Annotated in this window: 28 protein-coding genes; 18 read left to right on the top strand and 10 right to left on the bottom strand. The window is 70.7% G+C overall.

Features of this window, described 5'->3' with window-relative positions; genetic code table 11:
* Nucleotides 1-4 precede the first annotated feature (4 nt).
* Genes OG709_RS13510 through OG709_RS13495 form a run of 4 tightly spaced genes read left to right on the top strand, consistent with a single transcriptional unit; the run spans nt 5 to nt 4,319 of the window.
* Nucleotides 5-721 (top strand): peptidase, encoded by a 717-nt coding sequence (locus OG709_RS13510; protein WP_250302157.1) that lies wholly within the window; start codon nt 5-7, stop codon nt 719-721.
* A gap of 60 nt (nt 722-781) precedes the next feature.
* Nucleotides 782-1,816, top strand: coding sequence for a COG1470 family protein (locus OG709_RS13505; RefSeq protein ID WP_329166244.1), 1,035 nt, complete (start codon nt 782-784; stop codon nt 1,814-1,816).
* Between the two features lie 38 nt (nt 1,817-1,854).
* Nucleotides 1,855-2,928: a hypothetical protein gene (locus tag OG709_RS13500; protein ID WP_374211297.1), complete on the top strand. Its 1,074-nt coding sequence runs from the start codon at nt 1,855-1,857 to the stop codon at nt 2,926-2,928.
* A 14-nt stretch (nt 2,929-2,942) separates the two neighbouring features.
* On the top strand, nt 2,943-4,319 hold the full coding sequence (locus OG709_RS13495) for a hypothetical protein (RefSeq protein ID WP_329166242.1): 1,377 nt from the start codon (nt 2,943-2,945) through the stop codon (nt 4,317-4,319).
* Between the two features lie 92 nt (nt 4,320-4,411).
* Here the strand turns inward: OG709_RS13495 and OG709_RS13490 are convergent, their stop codons facing one another.
* Nucleotides 4,412-5,902, bottom strand: a complete 1,491-nt coding sequence (locus OG709_RS13490) for a peptide MFS transporter (RefSeq protein ID WP_329166240.1) — start codon at nt 5,900-5,902, stop codon at nt 4,412-4,414.
* 462 nt (nt 5,903-6,364) lie between these two features.
* Here OG709_RS13490 and OG709_RS13485 point away from each other — a divergent pair, with 462 nt between their 5' ends.
* Together OG709_RS13485 and OG709_RS13480 are read left to right on the top strand one after the other, a co-directional pair.
* Complete coding sequence (locus OG709_RS13485) at nt 6,365-7,042, top strand: response regulator transcription factor (protein ID WP_250302161.1); 678 nt, start codon at nt 6,365-6,367, stop codon at nt 7,040-7,042.
* A gap of 36 nt (nt 7,043-7,078) precedes the next feature.
* Nucleotides 7,079-8,356, top strand: coding sequence for an ATP-binding protein (locus tag OG709_RS13480; protein WP_250302162.1), 1,278 nt, complete (start codon nt 7,079-7,081; stop codon nt 8,354-8,356).
* A gap of 6 nt (nt 8,357-8,362) precedes the next feature.
* On the opposite strand, the gene OG709_RS13475 is transcribed toward OG709_RS13480, so the two are convergent.
* Nucleotides 8,363-8,836, bottom strand: coding sequence for a GtrA family protein (locus OG709_RS13475; protein ID WP_250302163.1), 474 nt, complete (start codon nt 8,834-8,836; stop codon nt 8,363-8,365).
* Between the two features lie 151 nt (nt 8,837-8,987).
* Here OG709_RS13475 and OG709_RS13470 point away from each other — a divergent pair, with 151 nt between their 5' ends.
* The 3 genes from OG709_RS13470 to OG709_RS13460 are packed head-to-tail and all read left to right on the top strand — an operon-like array spanning nt 8,988 to nt 11,887.
* Entirely contained in the window at nt 8,988-10,139 is a 1,152-nt protein-coding gene (locus OG709_RS13470; protein WP_250302164.1) for a 5-(carboxyamino)imidazole ribonucleotide synthase, read from the top strand.
* Entirely contained in the window at nt 10,136-10,660 is a 525-nt protein-coding gene (gene purE, locus OG709_RS13465; RefSeq protein WP_250302165.1) for a 5-(carboxyamino)imidazole ribonucleotide mutase, read from the top strand. Before OG709_RS13470 ends, purE begins: the two co-directional genes overlap by 4 nt.
* A gap of 39 nt (nt 10,661-10,699) precedes the next feature.
* Nucleotides 10,700-11,887, top strand: a complete 1,188-nt coding sequence (locus tag OG709_RS13460; protein WP_329166234.1) for a dipeptidase — start codon at nt 10,700-10,702, stop codon at nt 11,885-11,887.
* Nucleotides 11,888-11,920: 33 nt separating this feature from the next.
* Here OG709_RS13460 and OG709_RS13455 read toward each other — a convergent pair whose 3' ends face one another.
* Together OG709_RS13455 and OG709_RS13450 are read right to left on the bottom strand one after the other, a co-directional pair.
* Nucleotides 11,921-13,762 (bottom strand): sensor histidine kinase, encoded by a 1,842-nt coding sequence (locus tag OG709_RS13455; protein WP_250302167.1) that lies wholly within the window; start codon nt 13,760-13,762, stop codon nt 11,921-11,923.
* Complete coding sequence (locus OG709_RS13450) at nt 13,752-14,540, bottom strand: response regulator transcription factor (protein ID WP_266642819.1); 789 nt, start codon at nt 14,538-14,540, stop codon at nt 13,752-13,754. Before OG709_RS13450 ends, OG709_RS13455 begins: the two co-directional genes overlap by 11 nt.
* 113 nt (nt 14,541-14,653) lie before the next feature.
* On the opposite strand from OG709_RS13450, the gene OG709_RS13445 reads away from it, so the two are divergent.
* The 4 genes from OG709_RS13445 to OG709_RS13430 are packed head-to-tail and all read left to right on the top strand — an operon-like array spanning nt 14,654 to nt 18,462.
* Complete coding sequence (locus tag OG709_RS13445) at nt 14,654-15,319, top strand: hypothetical protein (protein ID WP_250302169.1); 666 nt, start codon at nt 14,654-14,656, stop codon at nt 15,317-15,319.
* A complete protein-coding gene (locus OG709_RS13440; RefSeq protein ID WP_250302170.1) occupies nt 15,306-16,421 on the top strand; it encodes a peptidoglycan-binding protein in 1,116 nt (371 codons plus the stop codon). The genes OG709_RS13445 and OG709_RS13440 overlap by 14 nt, the downstream gene beginning before the upstream one ends.
* Nucleotides 16,418-17,206, top strand: a complete 789-nt coding sequence (locus OG709_RS13435) for an ABC transporter ATP-binding protein (RefSeq protein WP_250302171.1) — start codon at nt 16,418-16,420, stop codon at nt 17,204-17,206. The genes OG709_RS13440 and OG709_RS13435 overlap by 4 nt, the downstream gene beginning before the upstream one ends.
* A complete protein-coding gene (locus tag OG709_RS13430) occupies nt 17,203-18,462 on the top strand; it encodes an ABC transporter permease (protein WP_250302172.1) in 1,260 nt (419 codons plus the stop codon). Before OG709_RS13435 ends, OG709_RS13430 begins: the two co-directional genes overlap by 4 nt.
* A 19-nt stretch (nt 18,463-18,481) precedes the next feature.
* On the opposite strand, the gene OG709_RS13425 is transcribed toward OG709_RS13430, so the two are convergent.
* Nucleotides 18,482-18,862 carry a VOC family protein gene (locus tag OG709_RS13425; protein WP_250302173.1) on the bottom strand — a complete coding sequence of 127 codons (381 nt, stop codon included), beginning with the start codon at nt 18,860-18,862 and terminating at the stop codon, nt 18,482-18,484.
* Between the two features lie 95 nt (nt 18,863-18,957).
* Between OG709_RS13425 and OG709_RS13420 the strand changes: the two genes are divergently transcribed.
* Complete coding sequence (locus tag OG709_RS13420) at nt 18,958-19,479, top strand: CGNR zinc finger domain-containing protein (RefSeq protein WP_250302174.1); 522 nt, start codon at nt 18,958-18,960, stop codon at nt 19,477-19,479.
* 42 nt (nt 19,480-19,521) lie between these two features.
* Here the strand turns inward: OG709_RS13420 and OG709_RS13415 are convergent, their stop codons facing one another.
* A complete protein-coding gene (locus tag OG709_RS13415) occupies nt 19,522-20,865 on the bottom strand; it encodes a UDP-glucose dehydrogenase family protein (RefSeq protein ID WP_329166226.1) in 1,344 nt (447 codons plus the stop codon).
* Nucleotides 20,866-21,029: 164 nt separating this feature from the next.
* Between OG709_RS13415 and OG709_RS13410 the strand changes: the two genes are divergently transcribed.
* Nucleotides 21,030-22,187, top strand: coding sequence for an acyl-CoA dehydrogenase family protein (locus tag OG709_RS13410; protein WP_250302176.1), 1,158 nt, complete (start codon nt 21,030-21,032; stop codon nt 22,185-22,187).
* A gap of 198 nt (nt 22,188-22,385) precedes the next feature.
* Here the strand turns inward: OG709_RS13410 and OG709_RS13405 are convergent, their stop codons facing one another.
* Nucleotides 22,386-22,862 (bottom strand): hypothetical protein, encoded by a 477-nt coding sequence (locus OG709_RS13405; RefSeq protein WP_250302177.1) that lies wholly within the window; start codon nt 22,860-22,862, stop codon nt 22,386-22,388.
* Between the two features lie 301 nt (nt 22,863-23,163).
* On the opposite strand from OG709_RS13405, the gene OG709_RS13400 reads away from it, so the two are divergent.
* From OG709_RS13400 to OG709_RS13390, 3 genes are read left to right on the top strand one after another with little or no spacing between them, the layout of a single operon-like run.
* Entirely contained in the window at nt 23,164-24,198 is a 1,035-nt protein-coding gene (locus tag OG709_RS13400; protein WP_266642822.1) for a DUF5954 family protein, read from the top strand.
* Between the two features lie 11 nt (nt 24,199-24,209).
* The gene (locus OG709_RS13395; RefSeq protein WP_329166222.1) at nt 24,210-24,752 is read left to right on the top strand and encodes a GNAT family N-acetyltransferase; all 543 of its coding nucleotides are present in this window, start codon (nt 24,210-24,212) and stop codon (nt 24,750-24,752) included.
* 52 nt (nt 24,753-24,804) lie between these two features.
* A complete protein-coding gene (locus tag OG709_RS13390; RefSeq protein WP_329166219.1) occupies nt 24,805-25,401 on the top strand; it encodes a GrpB family protein in 597 nt (198 codons plus the stop codon).
* Between the two features lie 9 nt (nt 25,402-25,410).
* On the opposite strand, the gene OG709_RS13385 is transcribed toward OG709_RS13390, so the two are convergent.
* The 3 genes from OG709_RS13385 to OG709_RS13375 are packed head-to-tail and all read right to left on the bottom strand — an operon-like array spanning nt 25,411 to nt 26,693.
* The gene (locus tag OG709_RS13385) at nt 25,411-25,611 is read right to left on the bottom strand and encodes a DUF397 domain-containing protein (RefSeq protein ID WP_329166217.1); all 201 of its coding nucleotides are present in this window, start codon (nt 25,609-25,611) and stop codon (nt 25,411-25,413) included.
* A 13-nt stretch (nt 25,612-25,624) separates the two neighbouring features.
* Nucleotides 25,625-25,831, bottom strand: a complete 207-nt coding sequence (locus OG709_RS13380; protein WP_329166215.1) for a DUF397 domain-containing protein — start codon at nt 25,829-25,831, stop codon at nt 25,625-25,627.
* 10 nt (nt 25,832-25,841) lie between these two features.
* On the bottom strand, nt 25,842-26,693 hold the full coding sequence (locus tag OG709_RS13375) for a helix-turn-helix domain-containing protein (protein ID WP_250302183.1): 852 nt from the start codon (nt 26,691-26,693) through the stop codon (nt 25,842-25,844).
* Nucleotides 26,694-26,698 lie beyond the last annotated feature (5 nt).

The following is a 26,698-nucleotide window of genomic DNA, read 5'->3' as shown; positions in this document are numbered from 1 at the left end:
CGAGGTGTCGTACCAGAAGCGGACAGCGTTTGCGCTGGCGGCGGCGGTCGCGGGCTCGGTGGTGCTGATGACCGCACCGGCGGCCCACGCCGACGTCGTGGACGTCAACTACCAGTGCAAGACGCCGATCGGGAACAAAGGAGCCGTCTCGCCCATCGACATCAAGGGCGTCAAGAGCGGCAGCGGCTACACCCTCAGCATGTCCTTCCAGAAGGGCGTCTCCTCCAGCCCGGTGGAGCTGGGCAAGGGTGCCATGAAGCCCAACGCGCTCATCCAGCTGGGTGGGGCGGAGAGCGGCACGGTCGCGGTCGCGGGACCGGCCAACGACGCGGCCATTCCCGCCAACACCCCCATCAAGATCAGCACTCTGACGGGCACGTACACGCCCAAGAAGAGCGGCAAGGTCACCTTCACCGCCTCGACGCTCACCATCAAGGCGCTCGGGACGACGACCACCTGCACCCCGTCCAACAGTCCCAAGCCTTCCCTGGAACTGACGGTCGCGGGCTCGGGCGGCGGCGCGAGCGGCGGTACCGGCGGGAGCAGCAGTTCCGGCGGCAGCAGTACGAGCGGTGGCACCTCCCAGAGCGCGTCGGGCGGCGACCTGCCGAAGACCGGACCGCTGGACTCCACGATGGCGCTCGGCACGCTCGGCGGGACCGTCCTGCTGACCGGCGCCGCGGGTGTCCTCTGGCTGACCCGGCGGGGCCGGCCGGCCTGAGGTCCGGTGTCCGCGTGTCCTCGCCTGTCCTCGCGTAAGCCGGTACCCGGGAGTCGTTTCATGCCGACGCGCATCGTCCGTTCCGCCGCGCTCACAGCCGCCGTGCTGCTGTGCTCGGCCCTGTCCGCACTCGTACCCGCCCACGCGGCGGGTCCCGCCGCGGGCGATCACGCCTGGACGGCGGCTCCCGCGTCCGGCGGCGGGAGCAGGCCCGGCGAGGACGGCCGCCCGTACTTCTACCTGGAGGGCGCGGCGGGAACGGTACTGGAGGACACCCTGACGCTGACCAACCCGGGCACGAAACCGGTGTCGGTACGGCTGCGCGGGGCCGAGGCGTACAACACGGCGTCCGGTGCCTTCGCGATCCGCGGTACGGACGACTCGTGGATCACCCCCGCCGTCCGTACGGTGAAACTCCCGGCGCGCACCCGGGCCGACGTCCCGTTCAGCGTCACCGTCCCCGCCACGGCCGCACCGGGCGATCACCCGGCCGCGATCGTGGCGTCGGCGGGCGGGCGCCAGGCCGGGGTACGGGTGCAACTGCGGGTCAGCGGGCCCACGCTGTCGGCGCTGACCGTCGAGGACGTCGGCGTCGACAAGGGCCGCGGGCTCATCCGCTACACCGTGGTGAACCGCGGCAACACCGCCCTCACCCCGAAGCTCGAAGTCCGCGCCGACGGCCTGTTCGGCCGTGTACTGCACCGGGCCCCGCACGCGCTGCCGATGGAAGTGCTGCCCGGCCAGCGTGTGCGGCTCACGGAGAAGTGGCCGCACCCACCGGCGCTGGACTCGGTACGGGTCCGGGTGACGCTGACGGCGGGAGGCGGCGCCCACGGCACCGGAACGGCCTCGGCGGTGTTCGTCCCCTGGGCGTGGGTGGCCGGTCTCGCGGCCGTCGTCGCACTGGGCGCCGGGGCGTGGTTCGTACGCCGGAGACGGCCTGCGGAACCGGAACGGGCGCCTGCCGCCGGGTCGGACAGCGGCGACGGAGCCGACGGGGCCGACGGAAATGGCGACGGAGCCGACGGGGCCGACGGAAATGACGAAACGCACGTGAAGAACAGCGAACCGGCTACGGCGGGAGCGGCAACGTGAAGATCAAACCCGTCCGGTCCCCGAGGGCTCCCCAGCCCCTGCGGACCCTGCGGAACCTGGGAGTCTGGGGGGCGGCCCTGACGCTGCTCCCCGCCCTGGTCCTCCTCCCGGCCACCGGCGCCGTCGCGGACGGTGGTCCGGGCGCCACCCTCTCCCAGCAGCAGGCGGGCAAGGGCGGCGACATCACCGTCAAGGGCACGGGCTGGCGCCCGCACGCCCTGCTGATGATGCTGATCTGCGGTCAGTCCGCGCCCGGCCGCGGCGTGATCGGCGGTACCAACGCCTGCGCCAACGCCGACGGGCGCGCGGTGACCACCGACGCCAAGGGCACCTTCGACAAGAAGCTGCCGGTCGCCGAGCCGCCCAAGCCCTGCCCCTGCGTGGTGCACATCGCGACGGTGACCGGTGAACCGGCCGCCGCCGACGTGGTGTTCAAGGTGGCGGGCCATCCGGTGGCGCCCCTCCCCGAGGCCCCGGCGGGCGGGCGGCTCGCGGTGCTGTCCGCCGCCCGGCTCGAAGGGTCGAGCGGGATCCTCACCTGGTTCGGGGCACCGCCCAGCCGGCAGATCGTCTTCACGGTGGGCAACCTCGGTTCGACACCGGTCAAGGACCCCCTCTTCTCGCTCGGCACCTCGCACGGGGTGTTCGCGCCCCAGTGGGAGGACCGGCAGTGGCACGGCACGATCGCGCCCGGCAAGAAGGCGCAGATCAAGCTGGACACCGAACTGTCGGCAGGAGCACACGGCGACTACCAGATCGCGGTCAGGTACAGCGGCAAGGTGCTGATCGAGCAGCCGTGGGGGGTGGGGCGTCCCTGGGGCGTCACGTTCTTCTGGCTGCTGCTGTGCGTGGTCGTGCCGGCCGCGGTGTTCCGTATCGGCATGGCGGTGGTCGACAAGGTCCGGCCGCGGACCGGGCGCGGACCTGGCGCCGGGCGCCACCGGACCGGGCTGCTGCCCGAACTCACCGTGAAGATACCCGCGTTCCGCAGGCCCGAGCAGGCGCCGAAGGCACCCGCCGACGGGCCGGAACCCCAGACCGCCACGGTTCTTCCGTGGTTCACCCCGGACACCGCACCGTCTGAGAACCATCCGACGAAGGGACATTCGTGACCAGACAACGGAGGATGAGCGCGGCGGGATTCGCGCTGATGCTCGGCGGCGCGGGAATCGTGCTGGCCGCGGGCCCCGCCCAGGCCGCAGACATCTCGTACAAGACCGAGTGCATACCCCCGGCGATCTCCGGCCTGCCGCCCATCGAGGGCACGACCAAAGTGGAGATCACGGCGCCCGCGACGGCAAAAGTGGGCGACGAGGTCGACGTGGTGTGGAAGACGGTCTCCGCCGCCTCCAACAATCCGAACATCCTCGACCTGGCCGCCGACACGGTCCAGCCCACGGGCACCGTCAAGGTGGCCGGGGCGCAGACCGCCGACCTGTCCATGCAGGGGCCCCGGACCAATCCGCCGATCGCCAAGGGCAGCCCGATGCTCTTGTCCGACATGACCGGCAAGCTGAAGCTGACCACGGCCGGTGACGTCACGCTGACCGCGGACCAGTACAACATCAACGTCAGCAAGCCGATCTCCACGGACACCAAGTGCACACCGAAGGAGACCGTCCCGAAGTCGGTCACCATCAAGGTGACGGACGGCGGCGGGGGGACGACCACGGGCGGTACCACCACGGGCGGTACGACCACGGGTGGCACCACCACCGGCGGTACGACCACCGGCGGTACGACCACCGGTGGTACGGACACGGGCGGGACGACCACCGGCGGTACCACCACAGGGGGCACGACCACCGGCGGGACGTCCACGGGTGGCACGACGACCGGCGGTACCGGCGGGGGCGCGACCGACTTCCCCGGCAAGCAGGTCGATGTCGCCTACACCTGCAAGACCCCCATCGGTGACAAGAAGGCCACCTCCCCGGTGAAGATCAGCGCCAAGAAGGACGGCGGCTCCTACGGCCTCACGGTGAACTTCGCCAAGTCCGTGATGGACAGCCCGGTCGACATCCCCGCGGGCGCGGTCGTTCCCTCGATGGAGGTCAAACTGGGCGGCTCCGACAAGGGCACCGTCCATGTCGTGGGCCCGGCCAACAAGGAGGGCTTCAAGCAGGGCGCACCGATCGCGATCCCTGACCTGACCGGTACGTACAAGCCGGGCGCCGACGGCAAGTCGACGCTCAGCCCCGGCGTGCTCACGGTCAAGGCGCTCGGTACGACCACCACCTGCACCCCGCCGGCGAACGTCGGCGTCTCGCTGGAGCTCGACACCTCGGCCCAGCCGGGCGGAGCCTCCGGCGGTACGTCGACCGGCGGCACCACCGCGGGCGGCACCGGCGGGAGCACCAGCAGCAGCGGTGGACTCGCCGAGACCGGTGCCAGCGACAACGGCAGCCTGCGGGCGCTCGGCCTGGTGGCCGGGACCGCGATCCTGCTGGGCGGCGCGGTGTTCACCTTCACCCCGTGGCGGAGGCTCCGCGGCACCCGCTGACCCGTGCACGCCACGTACCCCGCTACAGGAGAGGGCCCGGCCGCACCGGATCAACCGGTGCGGCCGGGCCCTCGCCCGTGTTCAGGACGGCGTCAGCGGACGTCGCCCATGAGTTCCTTCACCTTGCCGCGGTACATCCAGACCGCGAAGGCCGCGACCACCGCCATCGCGGCTTCGAGGCCGACCATGCCCGACTTGTCGAGGTTGACGCCGGCCAGGGACATCAGGCTGGTGAAGCAGTCGCCCGCCGTGACGGCGAGGAACCACACGCCCATCATCTGGCTGGCGTACTTCGCCGGGGCCATCTTCGTGGTGACGGAGAGCCCGACCGGGGAGAGGCAGAGCTCACCGACGGTCTGGATGAAGTAGATCGCCACCAGCCACATCGGGCTGACCTTCGACCCGTCGGTGGTCGACATCAGCGGCAGCATGAAGACGAAGAACGACACCCCGATCAGGAACAGACCCGACGCGAACTTGACGACGGTGCTCGGCTCCTTGCCCCTCCGGTTGAGCGCCAGCCAGATCCAGGCGACGACCGGGGCCAGCGCCATGATGAAGACCGGGTTCACCGACTGGTACCAGGACGTCGGGAAGTGGAAGCCGAACAGGGTGTTCGTGGTGGAGGAGTCGCCGAAGAGCGACAGCGTGGAGCCGCCCTGGTCGTAGATCATCCAGAAGACGGCAGCGGCCACGAAGAACCAGATGTACCCGGACATCTTCTTCTGCTCCAGGCCGGACAGGTCCTTGTCGCGCTTGATGCGCACCAGGACACCGATCGGGATGAGCAGGCCGAGCACGGTGATCGGGTAGAGCGCCCACTTCTCCGTGAAGAGACCGCCGAAGACGACGATGCCGTAGAACACCGCGGCGACGATCAGGCAGATCAGGCCCTTGGTCAGGGTGGCGTTGCGCTCCTGGACCGACAGCGGCTTCGGGACGACGCTGCTGCGCGCGCTCAGGTGGCGGGTGCCGACGAGGAACTGGACGAGTCCCAGCGCCATGCCGACGGCCGCCAGGGCGAAGCCGAAGTGCCAGTTGACGTTCTCGCCCACGGTGCCGATGACCAGCGGCGCGAAGAAGGCGCCGAGGTTGATGCCCATGTAGAAGACGGTGAAGCCACCGTCCCGGCGGGGGTCGTCCGGACCCTTGTAGAGATGGCCGACCATCGTGGAGATGTTGGCCTTCAGCAGTCCCGAGCCGAACGCGACGAGGGCGAGGCCCGCGAAGAACGCGCCGGTGCTGGGCAGGGCGAGCGTCAGATGCCCGACCATGATCACCGAGGCCGCGATCGTGACCGTTTTACGGGGGCCCCAGACCCGGTCGCCGAACCAGCCGCCGGGCATCGCGAGCAGGTAGACCATCGCCAGGTAGATCGAGTAGATCGCCGTGGCGGTGGCCACGCTCAGGTGCGGACCGCTGTTGGAGACGAGGTACAGGGGGAGCAGGGCCCTCATGCCGTAGAAGCTGAAACGCTCCCACATCTCGGTCATGAAGAGTGTTGCCAGGCCGCGGGGGTGGCCGAAGAAGGTCTTCTCCGCACCGGGGGCGCCGGTCGGGTCCTTCGTCAGGCTTGACGCCATGGTCGTTCCTTGCTTTTCGGGACGCGCCGCAGTCGGTGGTGCGCCCTGTGGGGGGAGGCCGGCACCGGTATGGCTCGTTCCCGCGCCCACGTCCGGGGGCCGGCCGGAATGGATCCGTGCCGAAGGGGAAGACCACACCGGGATCCACGCCCCGCGTGCTGTGTCGCACGCGGAGCCCGGCCGCTAGGTCAGTCACTTTGTACCCGGCCGACAGAGTCGACCGGGTACAGAAAAGGGGCCTTTGCCGCTCTATAGCGGGTCAAAGAGCCCCGAATACTGTTACAGACGTATCGCAACCATAAAGAGCAAGCTGGGGCATATGGAAGGACTTGAGAGATGGATCACAGGTGGATACGGAAACCAGCCAGCCAATTCAAAGGAAATGCTCGACATTAATTCTGTATCCGAAGGGCTTGTCGATCGCCTCACGAGCAGTACCTGTCGCGGACTACCATCACCCTCATGACCCGTGTACTGCTCGCCGAGGACGACGCATCCATCTCGGAGCCACTGGCCCGCGCACTGCGTCGGGAGGGCTACGAGGTCGAGGTGCGGGAGGACGGACCCACCGCGCTCGACGCCGGCCTCCAGGGAGGTGTCGACCTGGTCGTGCTGGACCTGGGTCTGCCCGGAATGGACGGCCTGGAGGTGGCCAGGCGGCTGCGCGCCGAGGGCCACACCGTGCCGATCCTGGTGCTCACCGCCCGCGCCGACGAGGTCGACACGGTGGTCGGCCTGGACGCCGGTGCCGACGACTACGTCACCAAACCCTTCCGCCTCGCCGAACTGCTGGCCCGCGTACGGGCCCTGCTGCGGCGCGGCGCCACCGAGACCACCCCCCAGCCCGCCACCCACGGGGTGCGCATCGATGTCGAGTCGCACCGCGCCTGGATGGGGGACGAGGAACTCCAGCTCACGGCCAAGGAGTTCGACCTGCTGCGGGTCCTGGTCCGGGACGCGGGCCGGGTCGTCACCCGGGACCAGCTGATGCGTGAGGTCTGGGACACCACCTGGTGGTCGTCCACCAAGACGCTCGACATGCACATCTCCTGGCTGCGCAAGAAGCTCGGCGACGACGCGGCGAACCCGCGCTACATCGCCACCGTGCGCGGCGTCGGCTTCCGCTTCGAGAAGAGCTGATCCCTTCCGGGGAGCTCCGGCTGCGAGACTGACGGCATGCGCCGCCGACTCATCAACTCCACGCTCGCCGTCGTGCTCGTCGTGATCGCCGTCTTCGGTGTCTCGCTCGTCATCGTCGAGACGCGCACCATCAACAGCAGTGCCCAGGAGAGCGTGGACTCGGAGGCGCTGCGGCTGGCGAGCATCGTCGAGAGCCGGCTGGTCGGCGACGAACGGGTCACCCAGGCGATCCTGCGGGACCAGGTCGCCGTCGACCGCTACGCCGTGATCACCATCCCCGGCAAGCAGACCATCCGGCTCGGCACCGAGCCGCAGGGCGGCGTCATCCGCGGGAAGGCCACCGGCGGCCACGGCGAGCACGTCACCGTCGAGGAACCGGCCTCCACCGTCACCCGCGAGGTCGGCCGCACCCTGCTCATCATCGGCGCGGTGGCGCTGCTCGCGATCGTCTCGGCGGTACTCCTCGCCGTACGCCAGGCCAACAAGCTGGCCTCCCCGCTCACCGATCTCGCCGAGACCGCCGAGCGCCTCGGCTCCGGCGACCCGCGCCCCCGGCACAAGCGGTACGCGGTGCCCGAGCTGGACCGGGTCGCGGACGTGCTGGACTCGTCGGCCGAGCGGATCACCAGGATGCTCACCGCGGAACGGCGGCTGGCCGCCGACGCCTCGCACCAGCTCCGTACGCCACTGACCGCGCTCTCCATGCGCCTGGAGGAGATCACCCTCACCGACGACCTGGACACGGTGAAGGAGGAGGCGACCATCGCACTGACCCAGGTCGAGCGGCTGACGGACGTGGTGGAGCGGCTGCTGACCAACTCCCGTGACCCGCGCACCGGTTCTGCCGTCACCTTCGATCTCGACGACGTGGTGAAGCAGCAGCTCCAGGAGTGGCGTCCGGCGTACCGCAGCGCCGGGCGGGCGATCGTGCAGTCGGGCAAGCGCGGGTTGCAGGCCATCGGCACCCCGGGCGCGGTGGCCCAGGTGATGGCCGCACTGATCGAGAACTCGCTGATGCACGGCGGCGGGACCGTGGCGGTCCGCACCCGGGTCACCGGCACCCAGACGGTCGTCGAGGTGACGGACGAGGGGCCCGGCGTACCGCCCGACCTCGGGGCGCGGATCTTCGAGCGGACCATCAGCGGACGCAATTCCACCGGCATCGGGCTGGCCGTGGCGCGTGACCTTGCGGAGGCGGACGGCGGACGGCTGGAAATGCTCCAGCAGCACCCGCCGGTCTTCGCGCTCTTCCTCAGCCGGGTCTCCAAGAACCCGCCGCCGCCCGCGGAGAACCCCGAGCCGACGATCAGGTGAGGCGGTTCAGCGGGCGAGAGGCTCCGCGACCGGAGCGCCGTCCCGCACGGGCAGTGCCCGGAACACCCAGGTGCGGTAGGACCAGAAGCGGAAGAGCGTCGCGACGGCGATGCCGAAGAATTTGAAGAAGTTGCTCTGCAGCGGGGAGTTCCAGTCGGCGCCGTACGTCGCCGCGTACAGGATCCCGTTCTCGATGACCGCGCCGACCACGCTGAACAGCAGGAACAGGGTCATCTCCCTGGCCCGCCCGCTCTTCTCGCGGTCCCGGTAGGTGAAGTACCGGAAGCCTATGTAGTTGAAGACGATCGCGAGCGCGGTGGCCACCAGGCTGGCCCGGACCACCTGCAGGGAGGTCGTGTGGCGCAGGAGGTTGAACGCCGCCATGTTGACCAGCAGGCCCAGAGCCCCCACCAGGCCGAACTTGGCGACCTCCCGCCAGAGCCGTCGCACCCGCGTCCGCACGCCGCCGGAATCGCTCATGGTGGTCGCTGGCCCCGTTCGGTCGGTTGAGTCGACTCACCCATGTGATCGAGTCAACATGCCCATGCTAACCAGTTCCCCCTTCGGGTGCCTCTCGCGGACCGGGTACGGGTGGCGAGCCCTCGGCCGGCCTGCGGATACCCTGGGATACGTGACGTTCCCCGTAGTCGGCATGGTCGGTGGCGGTCAGCTCGCCCGTATGACCCACGAGGCGGGCATCCCCCTCGGCATCAGATTCAAGCTGCTCAGTGACACCCCCCAGGACTCGGCGGCCCAGGTGGTGAGCGAAGTCGTCGTAGGCGACTACCGCGACCTGGCCACGCTGCGCGCCTTCGCGCGCGGCTGCGACGTGATCACTTTTGATCACGAGCATGTGCCGACCGAGCACCTGCGGGCCCTGGAGGCGGACGGCATCCCCGTCCGGCCGGGCCCCGAGGCGCTGGTGCACGCCCAGGACAAGGGGGTGATGCGCGAGAAGCTCACCGAGATCGGCGCGCCCTGCCCCCGCCACCGGATCGTCTCGGACCCGTCCGACGCGATGGCCTTCGCGGACGAGGTGGGCGGCCTCCCGGTCATCCTCAAGACCGTGCGCGGCGGCTACGACGGCAAGGGCGTCTGGTTCGTACGCTCCCGCGAGGACGCCGAGGCGCCCTTCAAGGCGGGCGTCCCGGTGCTGGCCGAGGAGAAGGTCGACTTCGTACGGGAGCTCGCGGCCAACGTCGTCCGCTCCCCGCACGGCCAGGCCGTGGCGTACCCGGTCGTGGAGTCCCAGCAGGTCGACGGCGTCTGCGACACCGTGATCGCCCCCGCGCCCGGCCTCGACGAGGACCTCGCGGGCGAAGCGCAGCAGCTCGCCCTGCGGATCGCCGCCGAGCTCGGAGTGACCGGCCATCTGGCGGTCGAGCTGTTCGAGACCCGGGGACCGGACGGCAAACCCGGCATCCTCGTCAACGAACTCGCGATGCGCCCGCACAACTCCGGCCACTGGACCCAGGACGGCGCGATCACCTCGCAGTTCGCCAACCACGTCCGGGCCGTCCTGGACCTGCCGCTCGGTGACCCGCGCCCGCGCGCCCGGTGGACGGTCATGGGCAACGTCCTCGGCGGCGACTACCCGGACATGTACCAGGCGTACCTGCACTGCATGGCCCGCGACCCGCAGCTCAAGATCCACATGTACGGCAAGGACGTGAAGCCGGGGCGCAAGGTCGGCCACGTCAACACCTACGGCGACGATCTCGACGAGGTGCTGGAGCGCGCCCGTCATGCCGCCGGATATCTGCGAGGGACGATCACCGAATGACCTCTCCTGTAGTAGGCATCGTCATGGGTTCGGACTCCGACTGGCCGGTCATGGAGGCGGCGGCCACCGTCCTGGAGGAGTTCGGCGTTCCGTACGAGGTCGACGTCGTGTCGGCGCACCGGATGCCCCGCGAGATGATCACGTACGGCGAGCAGGCGGCCGGGCGGGGCCTCAAGGCGGTCGTCGCGGGCGCCGGGGGCGCGGCCCATCTGCCGGGCATGCTCGCCTCGGTCACCCCGCTGCCGGTGATCGGCGTTCCCGTACCGCTGAAGTACCTCGACGGCATGGACTCCCTGCTCTCCATCGTCCAGATGCCGGCCGGTGTCCCGGTCGCGACGGTCTCGGTGGGCGGCGCCCGCAACGCCGGGCTGCTCGCGGTCCGCATCCTGGCCGCGTCCGACCCCCAACTCCTCGTGAAGATGCAGGAGTTCCAGCAGGAACTGAACGACCAGGCGACCGAGAAGGGCAAGCGGCTGCGGGCCAAGGTCCAGGGCGCGGGCTCCTTCGGATTCGGGAAGTAGAACGTTCGGATCCGGAAAAGTAGAGACGAGAGGCTCCTGATGGGCAATCACCTCACCGAAGCGCTTGATCTGCTCGCCGAGTACCCGGTCGTCGACGGTCACAACGACCTGCCGTGGGCGCTGCGCGAGAACGTCCGCTACGACCTCGACCGGATGGACATCGCCCGCGACCAGACGGGCCACCTCCACACCGACCTGCACCGGCTGCGCAAGGGCGGCGTCGGCGCGCAGTTCTGGTCGGTCTACGTCCGTACAGACCTGACGGGCGACGAAGCGGTCAGCGCGACGCTGGAACAGATCGACGTGGTCGCCCAGTTGCTCGACCGCTACCCCGGCGACCTGGTCCGCGCGCTGACCGCCGACGCCATGGAGTCGGCCAGGAGCCAGGGCCGCATCGCCTCGCTGATGGGCGCCGAGGGCGGCCACTCCATCAACAACTCGCTGGGCACGCTGCGCGCCCTGCACGCCCTGGGCGTGCGGTACATGACGCTGACCCACAACGACAACATCGCCTGGGCCGACTCGGCGACCGATGTCGTGAAGGCCCACGGGCTGACCGCCTTCGGCCACGAGGTCGTACGCGAGATGAACCGCACCGGCATGCTGGTGGACCTCTCGCACGTGGCGGCCTCGACGATGCGCGACGCGCTGGCGACCTCCACCGCGCCGGTGATCTTCTCGCACTCCTCGGCCCGCGCGGTCTGCGACCACCCCCGCAACATCCCGGACGACGTGCTGGCGCAGCTCCCGGCCAACGGCGGCATCGCGATGGCCACCTTCGTACCGAAGTTCATCCTCCCGGAGGCGGTCGAGTGGACCGCCCGCGCGGACGAGAACATGCGCACCCACGGTCTGCACCACCTGAACACCACGCCCGCGGGCATGAAGGTCCAGCGCGCCTTCGAGGAGGCGCACCCCCGCCCGGTGGCCACCCCCTCGACGGTCGCCGACCACCTCGACCACATGCGTGAGGTCGCGGGCGTCGACCACATCGGCATCGGCGGCGACTACGACGGCACGGCCTTCACCCCGGCGGGCCTGGAGGACGTGGCGGGCTACCCGAACCTGATCGGTGAGCTGATCGGGCGCGGCTGGTCGAAGACGGACCTGGCGAAGCTGACCTGGCAGAACGCGGTACGGGTGCTGCGGGCGGCCGAGGACGTGGCCCGCGACCTGCAGTCGAGGCGCGCCCCGTCGAACGCGACGCTGACCGAGCTGGACGGCTGACCGTACGGTCCACGGCCCCTCAGCCCTCAGCCCTCAACCGCCGGCCGGGTCACCCCCGGTCGGCGGTCGGGGTCGGCCGGTCGGCACCCCCGCGTCCGCCGGGAACCGCAGCGTGAACACCGACCCGGCCCCCACCGTGCTCTCCGCGGTGACCGACCCGCCGTGCGCCTCGGCGAGCTTCCGTACGATCGACAGCCCCAGACCGCTTCCGCCCGTCCGACGGCTGCGTGACTTCTCCGCCCGCCAGAACCGGTCGAAGACCTGCGGCAGTTCACCGGGCCCGATACCGGTACCCGTGTCGGCCACCTCGATGAGCACCACGTCGCCCTCCCGCCGGGACCGGAGGGTGACCGAGCCGCCGGGCGGGGTGTGCCGGACGGCGTTGGTGAGCAGGTTGCCGACCGCCTGGCGCAGCCGTACGGGGTCGGCCTCCAGCTCCAGGCCGTCGGGCGCCGACACCACGAGCGACACCCCGGCGCCGTCCGCCCCGCCCCGGTGGGCGGCGGCCGTCTGGGCCAGCAGTTCGGCCACCTCGGTCCGTTCCGTACGGATCCGCAACTCGCCCGCGTCCGCCGCCGACAGGTCCCGCAGATCGTCGATGAGGTGCTGGAGCAGCAGCGCCTCCTCGTGGAGCGAGGCGAGCAGCACGTCGTCGTGCGGGACCACCTCGTCCTGCGCGGCCTCCAGCCAGCCGCGGATGTTGCTCAGCGGAGTCCGCAGCTCGTGGGCGACATCGCTGACCATCGCCGTGCGGGCCGCCTCCAGCTGCTCACGCCGCCGGGACATGGAGTTGAAGGCCAGCGCGAGCCGTCCGATCTCGTCGCCGCCGGTCACCCGTACCCGGGCCGAGGCGTCCCCGCGCTCCATCCGCTGCGCCGCGTCCGTCAGCGCCCGCAACGGCCTGACCAGCCGTACCCCGGCCAGGGTGGTGACCGCGAAGGTCACCAGCAGGACCAGCGCGGCGCCCCCGGCGATCCGGGCCCGGTTGCCCGCCGACAGGTCGAAGAAGGTCGTCGCGCTGCGGCCCGGACTGCTGACGTACAGCAGGGCGGCGGGGGCGACATAGGGGGTGAGCTGTTCGGTGCGGCTCCGGTCGACGCACGAGGTGACGAGCGAGGGATCGGTCGTCGCGCGCGGGTCGCGCGGCGTCCAGCTGCCGTCCAGCGCGAGCCGCACCCCCGGCGCCCGGCCGCGCGCGAGGCAGGTGTCGACCAGCCTGTTGAGCGCGGCGAGCGCCTCGGCCTCGGTGGGGGTGGGCCCGGCCAACTCCTCGGCGGCGCACCGGACACCGGGCGTGAGCGGGCCGTTCGCGGAGTCCGTACGTGGGCGCCCGCTCGGCCCCTCGACGACCTGCGCGTCGATGTGCAGCGTGGTGCGCAGACAGGCCGCGGAACGCTCGGCGGCGGTACGCAGCCGGGCCCGTTCCCCCGGCGGGAGCCGGAAGGGCCCCACGGCCCGTGGATCGATGCGGTCGGGGGCCGAGCCGGGCAGCAGCTCCGGGTCGACCGCCAGTGGGTCGATGACCGCCGTGGGCTTGGCGGGTGGCTCGTACGGGCGGCCGGGATCGGGGGCGGAGTCGCCGACCGGAGCATGGTCCCGGGTGGTCAGCACGATGCGGTGGCCGGTCAGCCGGGCCAGCGAGGCGACCGTACCGGCCACCGAGTCCCAGTCGGGGTGGCTCGCCGCGTACCCGAGCAGCGCGTCGTAGACCCGGGCGTCGTCGGCGAGCGCCTGGCCCTGCTCCTGCTGGATCGCGACGGCGGTGGTGCGGATCACCAGCCAGGCGGTCGCCGCCACCGAGCAGACGCCGACCAGCGCGGACACGGCGAGCAGCCGCAGCAGCAGACTGCGCCGCAGCGGCACCTCACCGGGCACGGTGCGGCTCCTGAGGCTCCTGCGGTTTCTGAGGCTCCTGAGGTTTCTGAGGCTCCTGCGATTCCTGAGGCGCCCGCGGGCCGCTGTCAGCGAGCTTGTAGCCGACCCCGTACACCGTCACCAGACAGTCGGCCCTGCGCGGATCGCGCTCGATCTTCCGGCGCAGATTCATGATGTGCACATCCACGGTCCGCGAGGTGATGTACCGGTCGAAGCCGTGCAGATGATCGAGGATCTGCGCGCGGGTGAAGACCTGGCCGGGTCGCGAGGCCAGCACTTCGAGCAGCCGGAACTCGCCCGGGGTGCAGTCGATCCGCCGCCCGTGCGCCCACACCTCGTGGCGGCCCGGATCCACGGTGAGCGCGCCGACCGTCAGTACGGGATCGGCGGCGGCCCGCTGCCCGTGACCGCCGCGCCGCAGCAACGAACGGATCCGGGCCATCAGTTCGCGCGGGCTGAACGGTTTGGACATGTAGTCGTCGGCGCCCAGATCCAGGCCGAGCAGCAGATCGTCCTCGGTCGACCTGGCGGTCAGCATCAGGACCGGGAGCGCGGCGAACTCCGGCTCGGCGCGCAGGATCCGGCACACGTCCAGACCGTCGGTCCTCGGCATCATCACGTCCAGCACGAGCAGGTCGGGCGTGACCCCGCGGACCGCCTCCAGCGCCGCCCGTCCGTCGTGCACGACCACCACACGGTGCCCCTCGCGCTCCAGATAGCGACGGACCAGCTCGGCCTGCTTCTCGTCGTCCTCGGCCACCACCACATGCGCACACATGACGGTGAGTCTAGGAACGTCCGTCCGGGTACGGGCGCCCGCGAGCCCCGGGACCATCACCGCGCCACGGCTTCCTGACAGCTTTCTGACATCTTCAGGAAATCGTCGGGGCCATGCCGAACCAGACAGTCCGCAGTACCCCGGTGGCCCGTGCCGCAGCCCTCTGCGCCGCCGCCCTGATCTCCCTGGGCGCGCTCAGCGCATGCAGCAGCGGCATCAGCGAGGTGAAGGGGGAGAAGAGCGAGAAGGGCGTCGACTCGCTGGCCGACGGCGCATCGACGTCCGGCTCCGCCGCGCACGGCAAGGGCAACACCACGCCGAAGGACAGCACCGCGGGCCGCCCCCAACTGCGCCTCGACACCTCGCCCGAGGAGGCGCAGCGCCTCGATGACACCTACAACGCCTGTCTCCAGGCCCACGGTGTCCCGATGAACACCAAGCGCGCGGCTCTCGCGGGCGCCAAGCAGGCGGCGCCGCTCCAGAATCCTGACCCCACGAAGGCGCATCAAGCGGCCTACGACGCCTGCGAGATCAAGCTGCCGCTCCGGCCGCCGGAGACGAGGCCGGAGACCAACGCGCACTTCGCCGACGACTACCGCGCGTATGTGAAGTGCCTCCAGAAGCGCGGCATGAGGATCCACATGGTGCCCGACACCAGCGTCAGCCCCGACGGTCTGTCCTGGCGGTACGACGACAGCAGCGGCGAGACCCTCTCGGACGCCGAGCAGACCAAGGCCGACCGCGACTGCATGACGGAGGCCTTCGGTGGCAAGGGATAACGCCGCCGCCCACGCGCCCCGCCGCCGTACGGGCCGGCGCATCGCCCTCACCGCGGCGGTGGCCGTCCTCGTCGCGGGCGCCGGGGCCGGAGCGATGGCGCTCTCCGCGCACGGCCACGCCTCGGACCCGAAGCCCGCGGCGGCCCCGTCCGCCCGCACGGTCGCGATCGTACGGACGGACCTGTCGGACAGCCGCTCGGTGACCGGGACGCTGGGCTTCGGTGGTGGCTCCCCGGTCAAAGGAGCGGGCAAGGGGCTTGTCACCCGCCTGCCGGAGCCGGGTACGACGGTGGCCCGTGGCAAGCCGCTGTACTGGGTGGACGACCGGCCGGTCATGGTCTTCTTCGGGGACACCCCGGTCTTCCGCGAGCTGGCGAAGCCGGGCGTCACCGGCCGTGACGTCACGGTGCTCGCGGAGAACCTCCAGGCGCTCGGGTACGACACGGGCCCGGTGCGGCAGCACGCGGACGGCGCCGAACTCACCCCCGCCCTCGCCGCCGCCCTCAAGCGGTGGCAGCGCGACACCGGGCAGCAGGCCACCGGAACCCTGGGGATCGGGCAGGTCGCCGTACTGCCGGGGGAGGTACGGGTCAGCGCGGTCAAGGCGCAGCTCGGCGACGAGGCGGCGGCCGGCGAACTGCTGACCGTCACCCCGGTCGCCAAGGTCGTCTCGGTGAAGATGGACGCGGCGGACGCCGAACCGGTCCGCAAGGGCGACCGGGTGACCATCACCCTGCCCAGCACCAAGACGGTCCCCGGCAAGGTCACCGCGGTGGGACAGACCGTGCAGGGCGGCGCGGACGACGACGGGTCGGGCGAGCAGGCCCCGCCGACGCTCGGGATCACCATCGTGCCGACGGACCCCGGCACCGTGAAGAAGCTGGACTCCGCCTCCGTACAGGTGCAGTTCACCACCGGGACCAGGAAGCACGTCCTGGTGGTGCCGGTCGGATCGCTGCTCGCGCTGAGCGAGGGCGGCTACGCGCTCCAGAGCCCCGAGGGGAAGCTGCGGGCCGTGCAGACCGGGCTCTTCGCGAAGGGCATGGTCGAGATCTCCGGGCCGGGCATCAGCGAGGGCGACCGGGTGGTGACCACCTCATGACGGCGCCCCCCGCGGCCGGCCCGGCGGCCGGTGCCCCCAGGACCGCGGCCGACCCGGCGGCCGGTGCTTCCGGTGCCACGGCTACGGGCCCCGCGGGCCCGCCGCCGGTGCTGGCCGTCCACCGGGCGAGCAAGGCGTACCCCGGCGGAGTCACCGCACTGGACGACGTCTCGCTCTCCGTCGGCCGGGGCGAACTGCTCGCCATCGTGGGCCCGTCGGGCTCCGGCAAGTCCACCCTGCTCAACATCATGGGCACGCTCGACCTCCCGACCAGCGGCTCGGTGGAGTTCGGCGGCGTGGACGCGGCGGAGCTGTCCGACCGGCGGCTCTCGGCGCTGCGCGGGCGCTGGCTCGGCTTCGTGTTCCAGCAGTGCCACCTCACCGACGGGCTCAGCGCCGAGGAGAACGTCGCCACCGGCCTGCTGTACGCCGGGGTGCCGCGCCGCAAGCGGCAGCCACTGGCCCGTGCGGCGCTGGCCCGGGTGGGCCTCGCCTCCCGGGTGCGGCACCTCCCGCACCAGCTCTCCGGCGGCGAGCGCCAGCGCGTCGCCATCGCCAGGGCGCTGGTCAACGAGCCCGCACTGGTCCTCGCCGACGAACCGACCGGCGCCCTGGACACCGCCAACGGCCGGGCCGTACTCGACCTTCTGATCCAGCTGAACAGTGAGGGCACCACCATCGCCGTCATCACCCACGACCGGGACATCGCCGCCCGGCTGCCGCGCCGCGTCGAGATCCGCGACGGCCGCGTCACGGCCGACACCGGTTCCGGAGGGTACGTATGACATCCGCCGCGCCCGCCTTTGATTCCGATCCTGCACCCGATTCCGCGCCCGGCTCCGACCGTACGAAGCCGGTGCGGCTGGCGCCCTCCGACGTGCTGCGGCTCGGGCTGCTCGGGATCCGTACCCGCCGCATGCGCGCGGCGCTCTCCGCGCTCGGCATCTCCATCGGCATCGCCACCCTGATCCTGGTGACGGGCATCCCGGCCTCCAGCCAGCGGGACCTGAACGCCCAACTGTCCGCGCTGGGCACCAACACACTGCGCGCCGAACCGCAGCCGAACCAGAGCCCGCCGGTGCTGCTGCCCGAGAACGCGGACGAGTCGGCCGCCCGCATCGGTCCGGTCACCGTGGCCAGCAGCGTCGCCAACACCCATGCGCTCGTGCGGCGTTCGGACCGTACGGATCCGCAGGACGGCTCGGGACTGACCGTGCTGGCCGCCAAGTCCGACCTGCTGCCCGCGGTCAACGGGAAGATCCGTTCCGGCCGGTTCCTGAACGCGTCGACCGAGCGGTTCCCCACCGTCGTACTCGGCTACCGGGCGGCGTCCCGCCTCGGCATCCCCCGGCTGGTACCGGGCGCGGAGGCACCGCAGATCGTCATCGACGACCGGTGGTTCACGGTCATCGGCGTCCTCGACGAGCTGCCGCTCGCGCCCGATCTCGACCGCTCCGTACTCGTCGGATGGCAGGCGGCCCGTACCGAGCTGGGCTTCGACGGCCACCCCACGGTGATCTACGTGAAGGCCCGCGAGGACGCCGTCGAGGACGTCGCCGCGGTGCTGCCCGCGTCCCTGTACCCCGAACTGCCCGGCATGGTCAGGGTCAGCCGCCCCTCGGACGCGCTGACGGCGAAACGCGCCACCGAGACGACGTTCTCCGCGCTCTTCCTGGGCCTCGCGGGGGTCGCCCTGCTGGTCGGCGGGATCGGGGTCGCCAACACCATGTACATCTCGGTCCTGGAACGCCGCAGGGAGATCGGCCTGCGCCGGGCACTCGGCGCGGGCCGCGGGCAGATCCGCGTGCAGTTCCTGACGGAGTCGGTCGCGCTGTCGGTGCTCGGCGGCATCGCGGGCACCCTCATCGGCGTGCTGGCGACGCTCGCCTACGCCCTGTACCAGGGCTGGCCCGCGGTCGTCCCGCCCACCGCGCTCGTCGGCGGCACGGTGGGCGCGGTGCTGATCGGGATGGCGGCGGGCGTCTACCCCTCGGTCCGCGCCGCCCGGCTGACCCCGACGGAGGCGCTGGCCGCGACGTGACCCCGTACGGTGCGCGGGCTCAGTCGAAGCAGAGGCAGAACGGGTGCCCCGCCGGGTCCGCGTACACCCGCCAGTTGCACGACGGGTCCGTCGCGTCCGGCGCGTCCAGCAGCTTCGCGCCCAGTGCCAGGACCTGTTCCTCCGCCGCGTCGATGTCGGTGACGGAGAAGTCCAGATGGAACTGTTGAGAGCCGTCGGCGGACGGCCACGACGGGGGTACGAATCCGGGCGCCTCCTGGAACGCGAGACGCGTGCCCTCGTGCCCTTCGAGGACCACCCACCGCACCTCTTCGCCGTCCTCGGCCACGGGCGTGCCACCGATGACGGCGGCGTAGAACGCGGCGAGCGCGTGCACGTCCGGACAGTCCAGGACGACACTGCGCAGCTTGGCTACGGTCATGGGTTCTCCCTAGTTCGAGGCCGCTGGTTACCGCTTGCAGGGCTCATCCGGTAACCGTTACCTCATGCTGCCGCATGGAAGGTAACGTCGCAAGGGTGAATGAGAGGGCAACCGCCCCGGGCGGGCTCGCGCTCGTGGAGGCGCTGGTGAACACGGTGAGCCTCGACACCGGCGACGACCGGCTGGCCGAGGAGTTCTCACTCGGCGGCGGCGCACTGGCCGAAGCGGCCGAGCTGCGCGAGGCGCTGCGCGCGGCCTGCCGGGCGCACGCGGGCCAGGACATGCCGACAGCGCAGCGGGAGACCCTGGCCCGGCTGCTGTCGGACGCCCCGCTGGTGGTCACGGTCGACAAGGAGGGCGTGGCCGCGCTGGCCCCGAAGGACCCGTCCGCGCTCACCTCCCGTGTCGCGGCGGCCGTCGCGACAGCGGTCACCGAGGGCACCTGGCAGCGCCTCAAGGCCTGTGAGGCGGAGGACTGCCAGTGGGCGTACTACGACCGCAGCCCGGCGGGCCGCGGTCGCTGGTGCACGATGGCGGCGTGCGGCAGCCGGGCGAAGATGCGCGCGTACCGGGCCCGGAAAGCGGGCCGCACGGCATCGGATCCGCCCGGCACCTGAGGGGCCGGCGCCGGGCCCGCACCAGGAATGCGTACCCGGGGACTACGCCCGGGGCCGTCCCATCGCCCGGTAGACCCACCCGGCCTCCCGCCACGCCACCGGGTCCAGCGCGTTGCGCCCGTCCAGCAGTATCCGCTCCGAGGCCACCGCCCCCAGCTCCGCCGGGTCCAGCTCGCGGAACTCGCGCCACTCCGTCAGGTGCAGGACGACATCCGCACCCCGCACCGCGTCCAGCGCGGTCTCCGCGTAACCGAGCGTCGGGAAGAGCCGCCGCGCGTTCTCCATGCCCTTGGGGTCGTAGACCGTGACCTGGCCGCCCTGGAGATGGATCTGCCCGGCGACATTGAGCGCGGGCGAATCCCGTACGTCGTCCGAGTCCGGCTTGAAGGTCGCGCCGAGCACCGCGACCCGCTTGCCCAGGAACGAACCGCCGCCCACGGCCTCACGGGCCAGCTCCACCATGTGCCCGCGGCGCCGCATGTTGATCGAGTCGACCTCGCGCAGGAAGGTCAGCGCCTGATCGGCGCCCAGCTCGCCGGCGCGGGCCATGAAGGCCCGGATGTCCTTGGGCAGGCACCCGCCGCCGAACCCGATCCCGGCCCGCAGGAACTTCTTCCCGATCCGCTCGTCGTGCCCGAGCGCTTCCGCGAGCTTCGCGACGTCGCCGTCGGCGGCCTCGCAGACCTCGGCCATCGCGTTGATGAAGGAGATCTTCGTGGCGAGGAAGGAGTTCGCCGCGGTCTTCACCAGCTCGGCGGTGGGGAAGTCGGTCACCACGAACGGCGAACCCTCGCCCACCGGTCCCGCGTACACCTCACGCAGCAGCTTCTCGGCCCGCTCGCTCTCCACGCCGACGACGATCCGGTCGGGGTGCAGGGTGTCCTGGACGGCGAAGCCCTCGCGCAGGAACTCCGGGTTCCACGCCAGCTCCACCGCGGCCCCGGCCGGAGCCAGCTCCTGGAGCAGCCCCACCAGCCTGGCCGCGCTGCCGACCGGCACGGTCGACTTCCCGACGACCAGCGCGGCCCGGTTCAGATGCGGTGCGAGCTGGGCGAACGCGGTGTCGACGTACGACATGTCGCACGCGTACTCCCCGTGCTTCTGCGGAGTGTTGACGCACACGAAGTGCACATCGCCGAACTTTCCGGCCTCTTCCGGCGAGGTGGTGAACCGCAGCCGGCCGGTCGATCCCTCGATCCCCGCGACGTGCCGCCGCAGCAGTTCCTCGAGACCGGGCTCGTACATGGGGACCCGCCCCTGCGACAGCATCTCGATCTTCTCGGGCACCACATCCAGCCCGAGCACCTCGAACCCCAGCTCAGCCATGGCCGCGGCGTGCGTGGCACCGAGGTATCCGGTACCGATCACGGTGATTTTCAGGGCCATGAAGATGCTCCAGGGGGCGTACGGGATCGGGTGCGCGCCCGAGCATAGTCGGGCTGTCCGATGGCGGGCTTTCCCCCTGTCGCCAAGCTCACGTATCCCTGGGGGCGGCCAGCCCCTAAAATCGGGTTACTTAACGGTAGTTAGCATCTGGGGAGTGAGTGACCTTGGCAGGTTCGCCCGAATTCGACCTGTACCGCCCGGCCGAAGAGCACGACATGCTCCGCGACTCGGTCCGCTCCCTGGCCGAGGCGAAGATCGCGCCCTTCGCGGCTGCGGTCGACGAGGAGGCGCGCTTCCCGCAGGAGGCGCTGGACGCGCTGAGCGCCGCCGACCTGCACGCGGTGCACGTACCGGAGGAGTACGGCGGCGCGGGCGCCGACGCGCTCGCCACGGTCGTCGTCATCGAGGAGGTGGCCCGCGTCTGCGCGTCCTCCTCCCTCATCCCGGCCGTGAACAAGCTGGGCTCGCTCCCCGTGATGCTCTCGGGCTCCGAGGACCTCAAGCGGAAGTACCTGACCAAGCTCGCGCAGGGCGAGGGCATGTTCTCGTACTGCCTCAGCGAGCCGGACGCGGGCTCCGACGCGGCGGGCATGAAGACCAGGGCCGTCCGCGACGGCGACTTCTGGGTCCTCAACGGCGTGAAGCGCTGGATCACCAACGCGGGCGTCTCCGAGTACTACACGGTCATGGCCGTCACCGACCCCACGAAGCGCTCCAAGGGCATCAGCGCGTTCGTCGTCGAGAAGTCGGACGAGGGCGTCTCCTTCGGCGCCCCCGAGAAGAAGCTCGGCATCAAGGGGTCCCCGACGCGCGAGGTCTACCTCGACAACGTCCGTATCCCCGCCGACCGCATGATCGGCGAGGAGGGCACCGGCTTCGCCACGGCGATGAAGACCCTGGACCACACCCGCATCACGATCGCGGCCCAGGCTCTCGGGATCGCCCAGGGCGCCCTCGACTACGCCAAGGGCTACGTCCAGGAGCGCAAGCAGTTCGGCAAGCCGATCGGTGACTTCCAGGGCATCCAGTTCATGCTCGCGGACATGGCCATGAAGCTCGAAGCGGCCCGCCAGCTCACCTACGCGGCAGCGGCCAAGTCCGAGCGCCTGGACGGCGACCTGACCTTCTTCGGCGCCGCGGCGAAGTGCTTCGCCTCGGACGCGGCGATGGAGATCACGACGGACGCGGTCCAACTGCTGGGCGGGTACGGGTACACGCGGGACTATCCGGTGGAGCGGATGATGCGGGACGCGAAGATCACCCAGATCTACGAGGGCACGAACCAGGTCCAGCGGATCGTGATGGCGCGGAACCTGCCGTAGAGCGGTTCTCGCCGGGCCGTAGCCATCCTTGGTGGCCGGCGGTCAAGGAACGCCCCCGTCAGTCACGACGGGGGCGCTCGTCTGCCAGTGGGCAGCATGCTCAGCCGGAGTCCGGCGCATCGTCAATCTTTATCAGCAGATGTGACCGCAGCCGGGCGCCTCTCTGTCCGCCCGTTCGGTCGACGTGGGGAGTCCCTGTCAGGCGGAGCGCTTGCGTACCAGCCCCCGCAGTTGACGGACCAGATCCTCGCCCGCCTGCACTGCCGCACGGGGGAATTCCAGCCGGGCGACCCGGCCGTCGGCAACGCTGATGTCCACACGCAGAGCCTTCGCCATGCCCGTGGTCAGTACGGGCTTGGAAACCCCGTCCACGTCGTCGAGCTCTATGTCCCAGAGCAGTTTCCTCGGCTGCGGCGTGATGAACCCGCCGAGCGAGAAGATGAGCACCCGGCCGGTCGTCAGGGCCAGGACGTTGCGTTCGTTCACCGGGAAGTCGGCCCCGGCGGACCGGTCCGTGGCGGCGTCCGTAGCGCGCTTGCTCCTGTCCCGTGCGATCTTCTTGCCCGCGAGCGCCCCGGCACCGCCGCCCCCCGCTGCCCCGAGCACCTCCCCCTTCATCCCGGACACGACCCGCGCCACCCGCCCCGCGGGGTAAGCCAGCGCGACGGCCAGCACTTCCTCTCCCTCGATTCCCTCGGACGTCAGATACTTCCGGACTCGGCTCTCCTGTGACGGCTTCACCTGCGATTACGCCTCCGATGTCGTCAACTCGCTGGCACAGTCGACTTATTGAAGCACCGGCCCGCGACGGCCGCAGCGGTGAAGCCGGAGAACAGGGAAACTGGCCGGTCAGCCGCCGCGCAGGGGGGACACCCGGCCAGTGGTCTCGGGCCGCTGCCCGCAGGACCGCGTCACCGAATCACCTTTCTTCTGTATTTCCGCCCACTTGCCGGTTCCGGTTCGGCACAGTGGAACGATGGATGAGCAGAAGCAGAGGCCGCCGGACCACCTCGTCATCAACGTGGAGCACCGCGAGGATCCGGTGGCCCGGGTCACCGAGGTCGATGCCTTCGCTGCCACCAGGAAGTACGGGAAGATCGTCGTCCGCGGCCCGCTCTTCGGCTACGCCGAGCAGCGGCCTGGCGAGCGGCCCCGGTGGCGCCTGCTCGGCGGCATGGACACCGGGTACCCGCAGGACGCGCGGGACGATCTCAACTCGTACCTCTGGCTCAAGGCGAGGGACGAGGCCGAGGACCACCTGGAGCGTCGCGCCCTGCTGGCCGGGGTGGCCCGGCTGGAGACCGAGCCGGTGGACAGCCTGACCGCCGCCGGTACGCGCTACCGCATCGTGCGCGCCGACGAGTTCGCCAGGATCGGCGAGCACCAACTGGAGCCCCCGCGGCCCACGGATATCGACCTGGACGGCTGGGACGACAGCCAGGACGGCGGCCGGTCGCCGGCGCACACCGAGGGCGTCGTGATCGACCACGCGGCGGCCGTCGGGCTGACGGAGGGCCTGGACCGGGTCGGCCTGCTGCCGGTCTCGTACACCTCCGAACGGTTCCCGCCGGACGTACTCGCCGATTCCCGCCGCGCGTTGACGACACATCCGGGTGTGGTGCTGCTGCCCCCGGTCTTCCGGGTGATGGAGCACAAGGAGCTCTCCTGGTCCATGGTGGGCGGCGGCTACCACGGCACCCCGCAGGAGGCCCGGCGGGCGCTCGTCCACTACCTGACGGAGTTCCTGCCGATGTATCACCGGATCGAGGAGAAGGACGTCGCGGTGTACGCGAAGGCGGCCGAACGGTTCAAGCAACAACGCCGGGCGAACGAGCTGCGGGTGCGCGGGCGTTGCTTCGAGATCGTCCGGGTCGAACGGATGATGCGCATCGGCCCGGACGGCCCCGAGCCCCCGCGCCGGTCGGACACGGACATCCAGGAGCCGATGAAGATCCGCCCCACGATGGACGAGTGGGGGACGATCACCACGCAGTCGGCGAGCGAGGAGTGAGGGGCGGTCGGATGCGGTTGCGGGATGTGCGGATCAGCGATGTGGATGCGTACGTACGGATGCGGTGCGACCCGGTCATGATGGCCGAACTGGGCGGCCCGCTGCCCCGTGAGGGCATGGCCGACAAGGTCCGGCGCGACGTCCGGAGCGCGGAGGCCGGCACCGACTGGATCAAGATGATCGTCCCCGACCGGCGCGAAGACGGGGACGGGGCTGGAGTCGGATCCGGCGAGGCGGCAGGCATCGTGACCCTGTACACCCACACCGCGGACGGGGAGCTGATCTCCGAGATCGGGTGGATGGTGCTGCCCGAGTTCCAGGGGCAGGGGCTCGGCAAGCGTGCCGTCCGCGCCGTACTCGAACGGGCTCGGGACGACGGCCGTTGGGGGCTCGTGCACGCGTTTCCCTCGGTCACGAACGCCGCGTCGAACGGCATCTGCCGAACCCTCGGCTTCACGGCCGTGGGGGAGAAGGACGTGCCGTTCGCGGGCCGGATCTTCCGTACCCGCCACTGGACGATCGACCCCGCGCTCATTCCCTGCCAGGCCCCGTGACGTCCCACGCGGGGCGGGAACGGGATTCCCGCCACGTCCTAGACTCGGTCGAATGGCCAACGACACCACCACCACGTCCACCCGCCCGGTCGTGCTTCCCCCGGACCCCGCCTGGCAGTCGCGCGGTCGCGCCATCGCCGACGAGCTGTGCGCGGCGCTCGCCCCACTGGCACTGCGGATCGAGCACATCGGCTCCACCGCGATCCCCGGCATGGCGGCCAAGCCGGTCTACGACCTCCAGGCGAGCGTCGAGGACCTGGCAGCAGCGGCCGACGCGTTCGCGGGGCCGCTGGCGGCCCGTGGGTTCCAGCGCTCTCCGTACGAACGCGACCACGTACCGGCCGGGTCCGACGACGACCCCGCCCGCTGGGGCAAGCGGCTGTGGTGGCTGCGCTCGGAGACGGGCGAGGACGTCAACCTCCATGTACGGGTGGCCGGTTCACCCAACGAGCGGCTCGCGCTGCTCTTCCGCGACTGGTTCCGGGCCCACCCGGAGGCGGTGCCCGCGTACGCGGCCTTCAAGCGGACCCTCGCCGACGCGGTGCCCGACGTGGGGACGTACGCCGATGTGAAGGATCCGGTGGTGGACCTGGTCGTGGGGATCGCCGAGCAGTGGGTGACCGAGACCGGCTGGACGCCGCAGGGCTGACGGCCTGGTTCAGGCGCGGTCGGCCCGGGGCGTGTTGCCGCGTTTGACTGTGGCGAGCAGGGCGCCGAGTGATGCGGGGGTCGTGGTGAGGATCGCGCTGGGGGAGTCGCTTTCCCGGAGTGCGATGCCGCCGTCGGGGGCTATGGCGACGTTGACGCAGTTCGCGCCCTCGGTGCTGTACGAGGACTTCTGCCAGGTGTATACGGGCACAGGGGATCCCTTCTCAGATGCTCTTCGTGATTCTGCGGGTGAACTTCCGGTGCCTGACTGCGGCGAGCAGGGCGCCGAATGAGGCGGGGGTCGTGGTGAGGATCGCGCTGGGGGAGTCGCTTTCCCGGAGTGCGATGCCGCCGTCGGGGGCTATGGCGACGTCGACGCAGTTTGCGGCTTCGCCGCTGAAAGAAGACTTCTGCCAGCGATAGGTGTCCATGTGCGCCCCTTCAGATGGCCTTTGCGATCTGACGAATGAAGTCACGGCTCTTGCCCGGTGGAAGCGCACAGGTCTCCATGCGGTCCAGGACAGACCGGTACCGGTACACCTGCGCCTCCGCGTCCAGAAACTCACAGCCGTGGTCGGAGTCCAGCAGGACGGTATCCAGCTGCGGGACCGGCCCGCTTGCATAGCTGATGGGCTGGCCGGAGGCCGGGAAGTGTGGCCGGTCGAAGGGCACGACCAGAATCCGCACGTTGCCCCGTTCGCTCATCGCGATCAAGTGACTCAGCTGGTCGCGCATGATGTCCGGCCCGCCGAAACCCATGCGGAGTGCGGCCTCATGGACGATAGCCGTGTACGGGGTGGGCGGACTTGAGTGGAGAACAGCCTGACGCTTCACCCGGAATGACACCCGGTGCTCGATCTCATGTGGATGCATCGTGGGAACGCTCTGCTGGAATGCGACCCGGGCGTGCTCAAGGGTCTGTACGAGACCGGCCATCGCCACGACTACACCCACTCGCAACTCGGTTGCGTAGTGCTCGAATTCGGCAACTTCGACCAGCGAGGCGGGAAGAAGCTCGCGGTACTCGTCCCACCATCCTCGACCGCGCCCGCCCGTCATCGCTGCCAATGCCTCGACCAGGGTCGTATCGGGGCAGGCGTAGGCAGACGCGAGTGCGCGGACGCGGTCGGCGCTGACCGCGTACCTGCCAGCTTCGATCATGCTCATGCGGGCTTGCTGGATGCCGACCTCAGCAGCGGCGGCGGTGGAGCTCAGTCCCGCCCGTTCGCGCAACTTTCTCAACTCGGTGCCCAAGCGGCGTTGCCGCAATGTCGGTGGCATTGCCGTGGCCATACACA

Source organism: Streptomyces sp. NBC_01267 (assembly GCF_036241575.1).
In the GTDB taxonomy this organism is placed as follows: domain Bacteria; phylum Actinomycetota; class Actinomycetes; order Streptomycetales; family Streptomycetaceae; genus Streptomyces.
This window is presented reverse-complemented; position numbering and strand designations above follow the sequence as displayed.

Excerpts from the sequence above, each read along its gene's own strand:
- OG709_RS13505 (WP_329166244.1), top strand. The coding sequence starts at position 782 with ATGCCGACGCGCATCGTCCGTTCCGCCGCGCTCACAGCCGCCGTGCTG.
- OG709_RS13495 (WP_329166242.1), top strand. The coding sequence starts at position 2,943 with ATGAGCGCGGCGGGATTCGCGCTGATGCTCGGCGGCGCGGGAATCGTG.
- OG709_RS13490 (WP_329166240.1), bottom strand. The coding sequence starts at position 5,902 with ATGGCGTCAAGCCTGACGAAGGACCCGACCGGCGCCCCCGGTGCGGAG.
- OG709_RS13485 (WP_250302161.1), top strand. The coding sequence starts at position 6,365 with ATGACCCGTGTACTGCTCGCCGAGGACGACGCATCCATCTCGGAGCCA.
- OG709_RS13480 (WP_250302162.1), top strand. The coding sequence starts at position 7,079 with ATGCGCCGCCGACTCATCAACTCCACGCTCGCCGTCGTGCTCGTCGTG.
- OG709_RS13475 (WP_250302163.1), bottom strand. The coding sequence starts at position 8,836 with ATGAGCGATTCCGGCGGCGTGCGGACGCGGGTGCGACGGCTCTGGCGG.
- purE (WP_250302165.1), top strand. The coding sequence starts at position 10,136 with ATGACCTCTCCTGTAGTAGGCATCGTCATGGGTTCGGACTCCGACTGG.
- OG709_RS13460 (WP_329166234.1), top strand. The coding sequence starts at position 10,700 with ATGGGCAATCACCTCACCGAAGCGCTTGATCTGCTCGCCGAGTACCCG.
- OG709_RS13450 (WP_266642819.1), bottom strand. The coding sequence starts at position 14,540 with ATGTGTGCGCATGTGGTGGTGGCCGAGGACGACGAGAAGCAGGCCGAG.
- OG709_RS13445 (WP_250302169.1), top strand. The coding sequence starts at position 14,654 with ATGCCGAACCAGACAGTCCGCAGTACCCCGGTGGCCCGTGCCGCAGCC.
- OG709_RS13435 (WP_250302171.1), top strand. The coding sequence starts at position 16,418 with ATGACGGCGCCCCCCGCGGCCGGCCCGGCGGCCGGTGCCCCCAGGACC.
- OG709_RS13430 (WP_250302172.1), top strand. The coding sequence starts at position 17,203 with ATGACATCCGCCGCGCCCGCCTTTGATTCCGATCCTGCACCCGATTCC.
- OG709_RS13425 (WP_250302173.1), bottom strand. The coding sequence starts at position 18,862 with ATGACCGTAGCCAAGCTGCGCAGTGTCGTCCTGGACTGTCCGGACGTG.
- OG709_RS13415 (WP_329166226.1), bottom strand. The coding sequence starts at position 20,865 with ATGGCCCTGAAAATCACCGTGATCGGTACCGGATACCTCGGTGCCACG.
- OG709_RS13400 (WP_266642822.1), top strand. The coding sequence starts at position 23,164 with ATGGATGAGCAGAAGCAGAGGCCGCCGGACCACCTCGTCATCAACGTG.
- OG709_RS13395 (WP_329166222.1), top strand. The coding sequence starts at position 24,210 with ATGCGGTTGCGGGATGTGCGGATCAGCGATGTGGATGCGTACGTACGG.
- OG709_RS13390 (WP_329166219.1), top strand. The coding sequence starts at position 24,805 with ATGGCCAACGACACCACCACCACGTCCACCCGCCCGGTCGTGCTTCCC.
- OG709_RS13380 (WP_329166215.1), bottom strand. The coding sequence starts at position 25,831 with ATGGACACCTATCGCTGGCAGAAGTCTTCTTTCAGCGGCGAAGCCGCA.
- OG709_RS13375 (WP_250302183.1), bottom strand. The coding sequence starts at position 26,693 with ATGGCCACGGCAATGCCACCGACATTGCGGCAACGCCGCTTGGGCACC.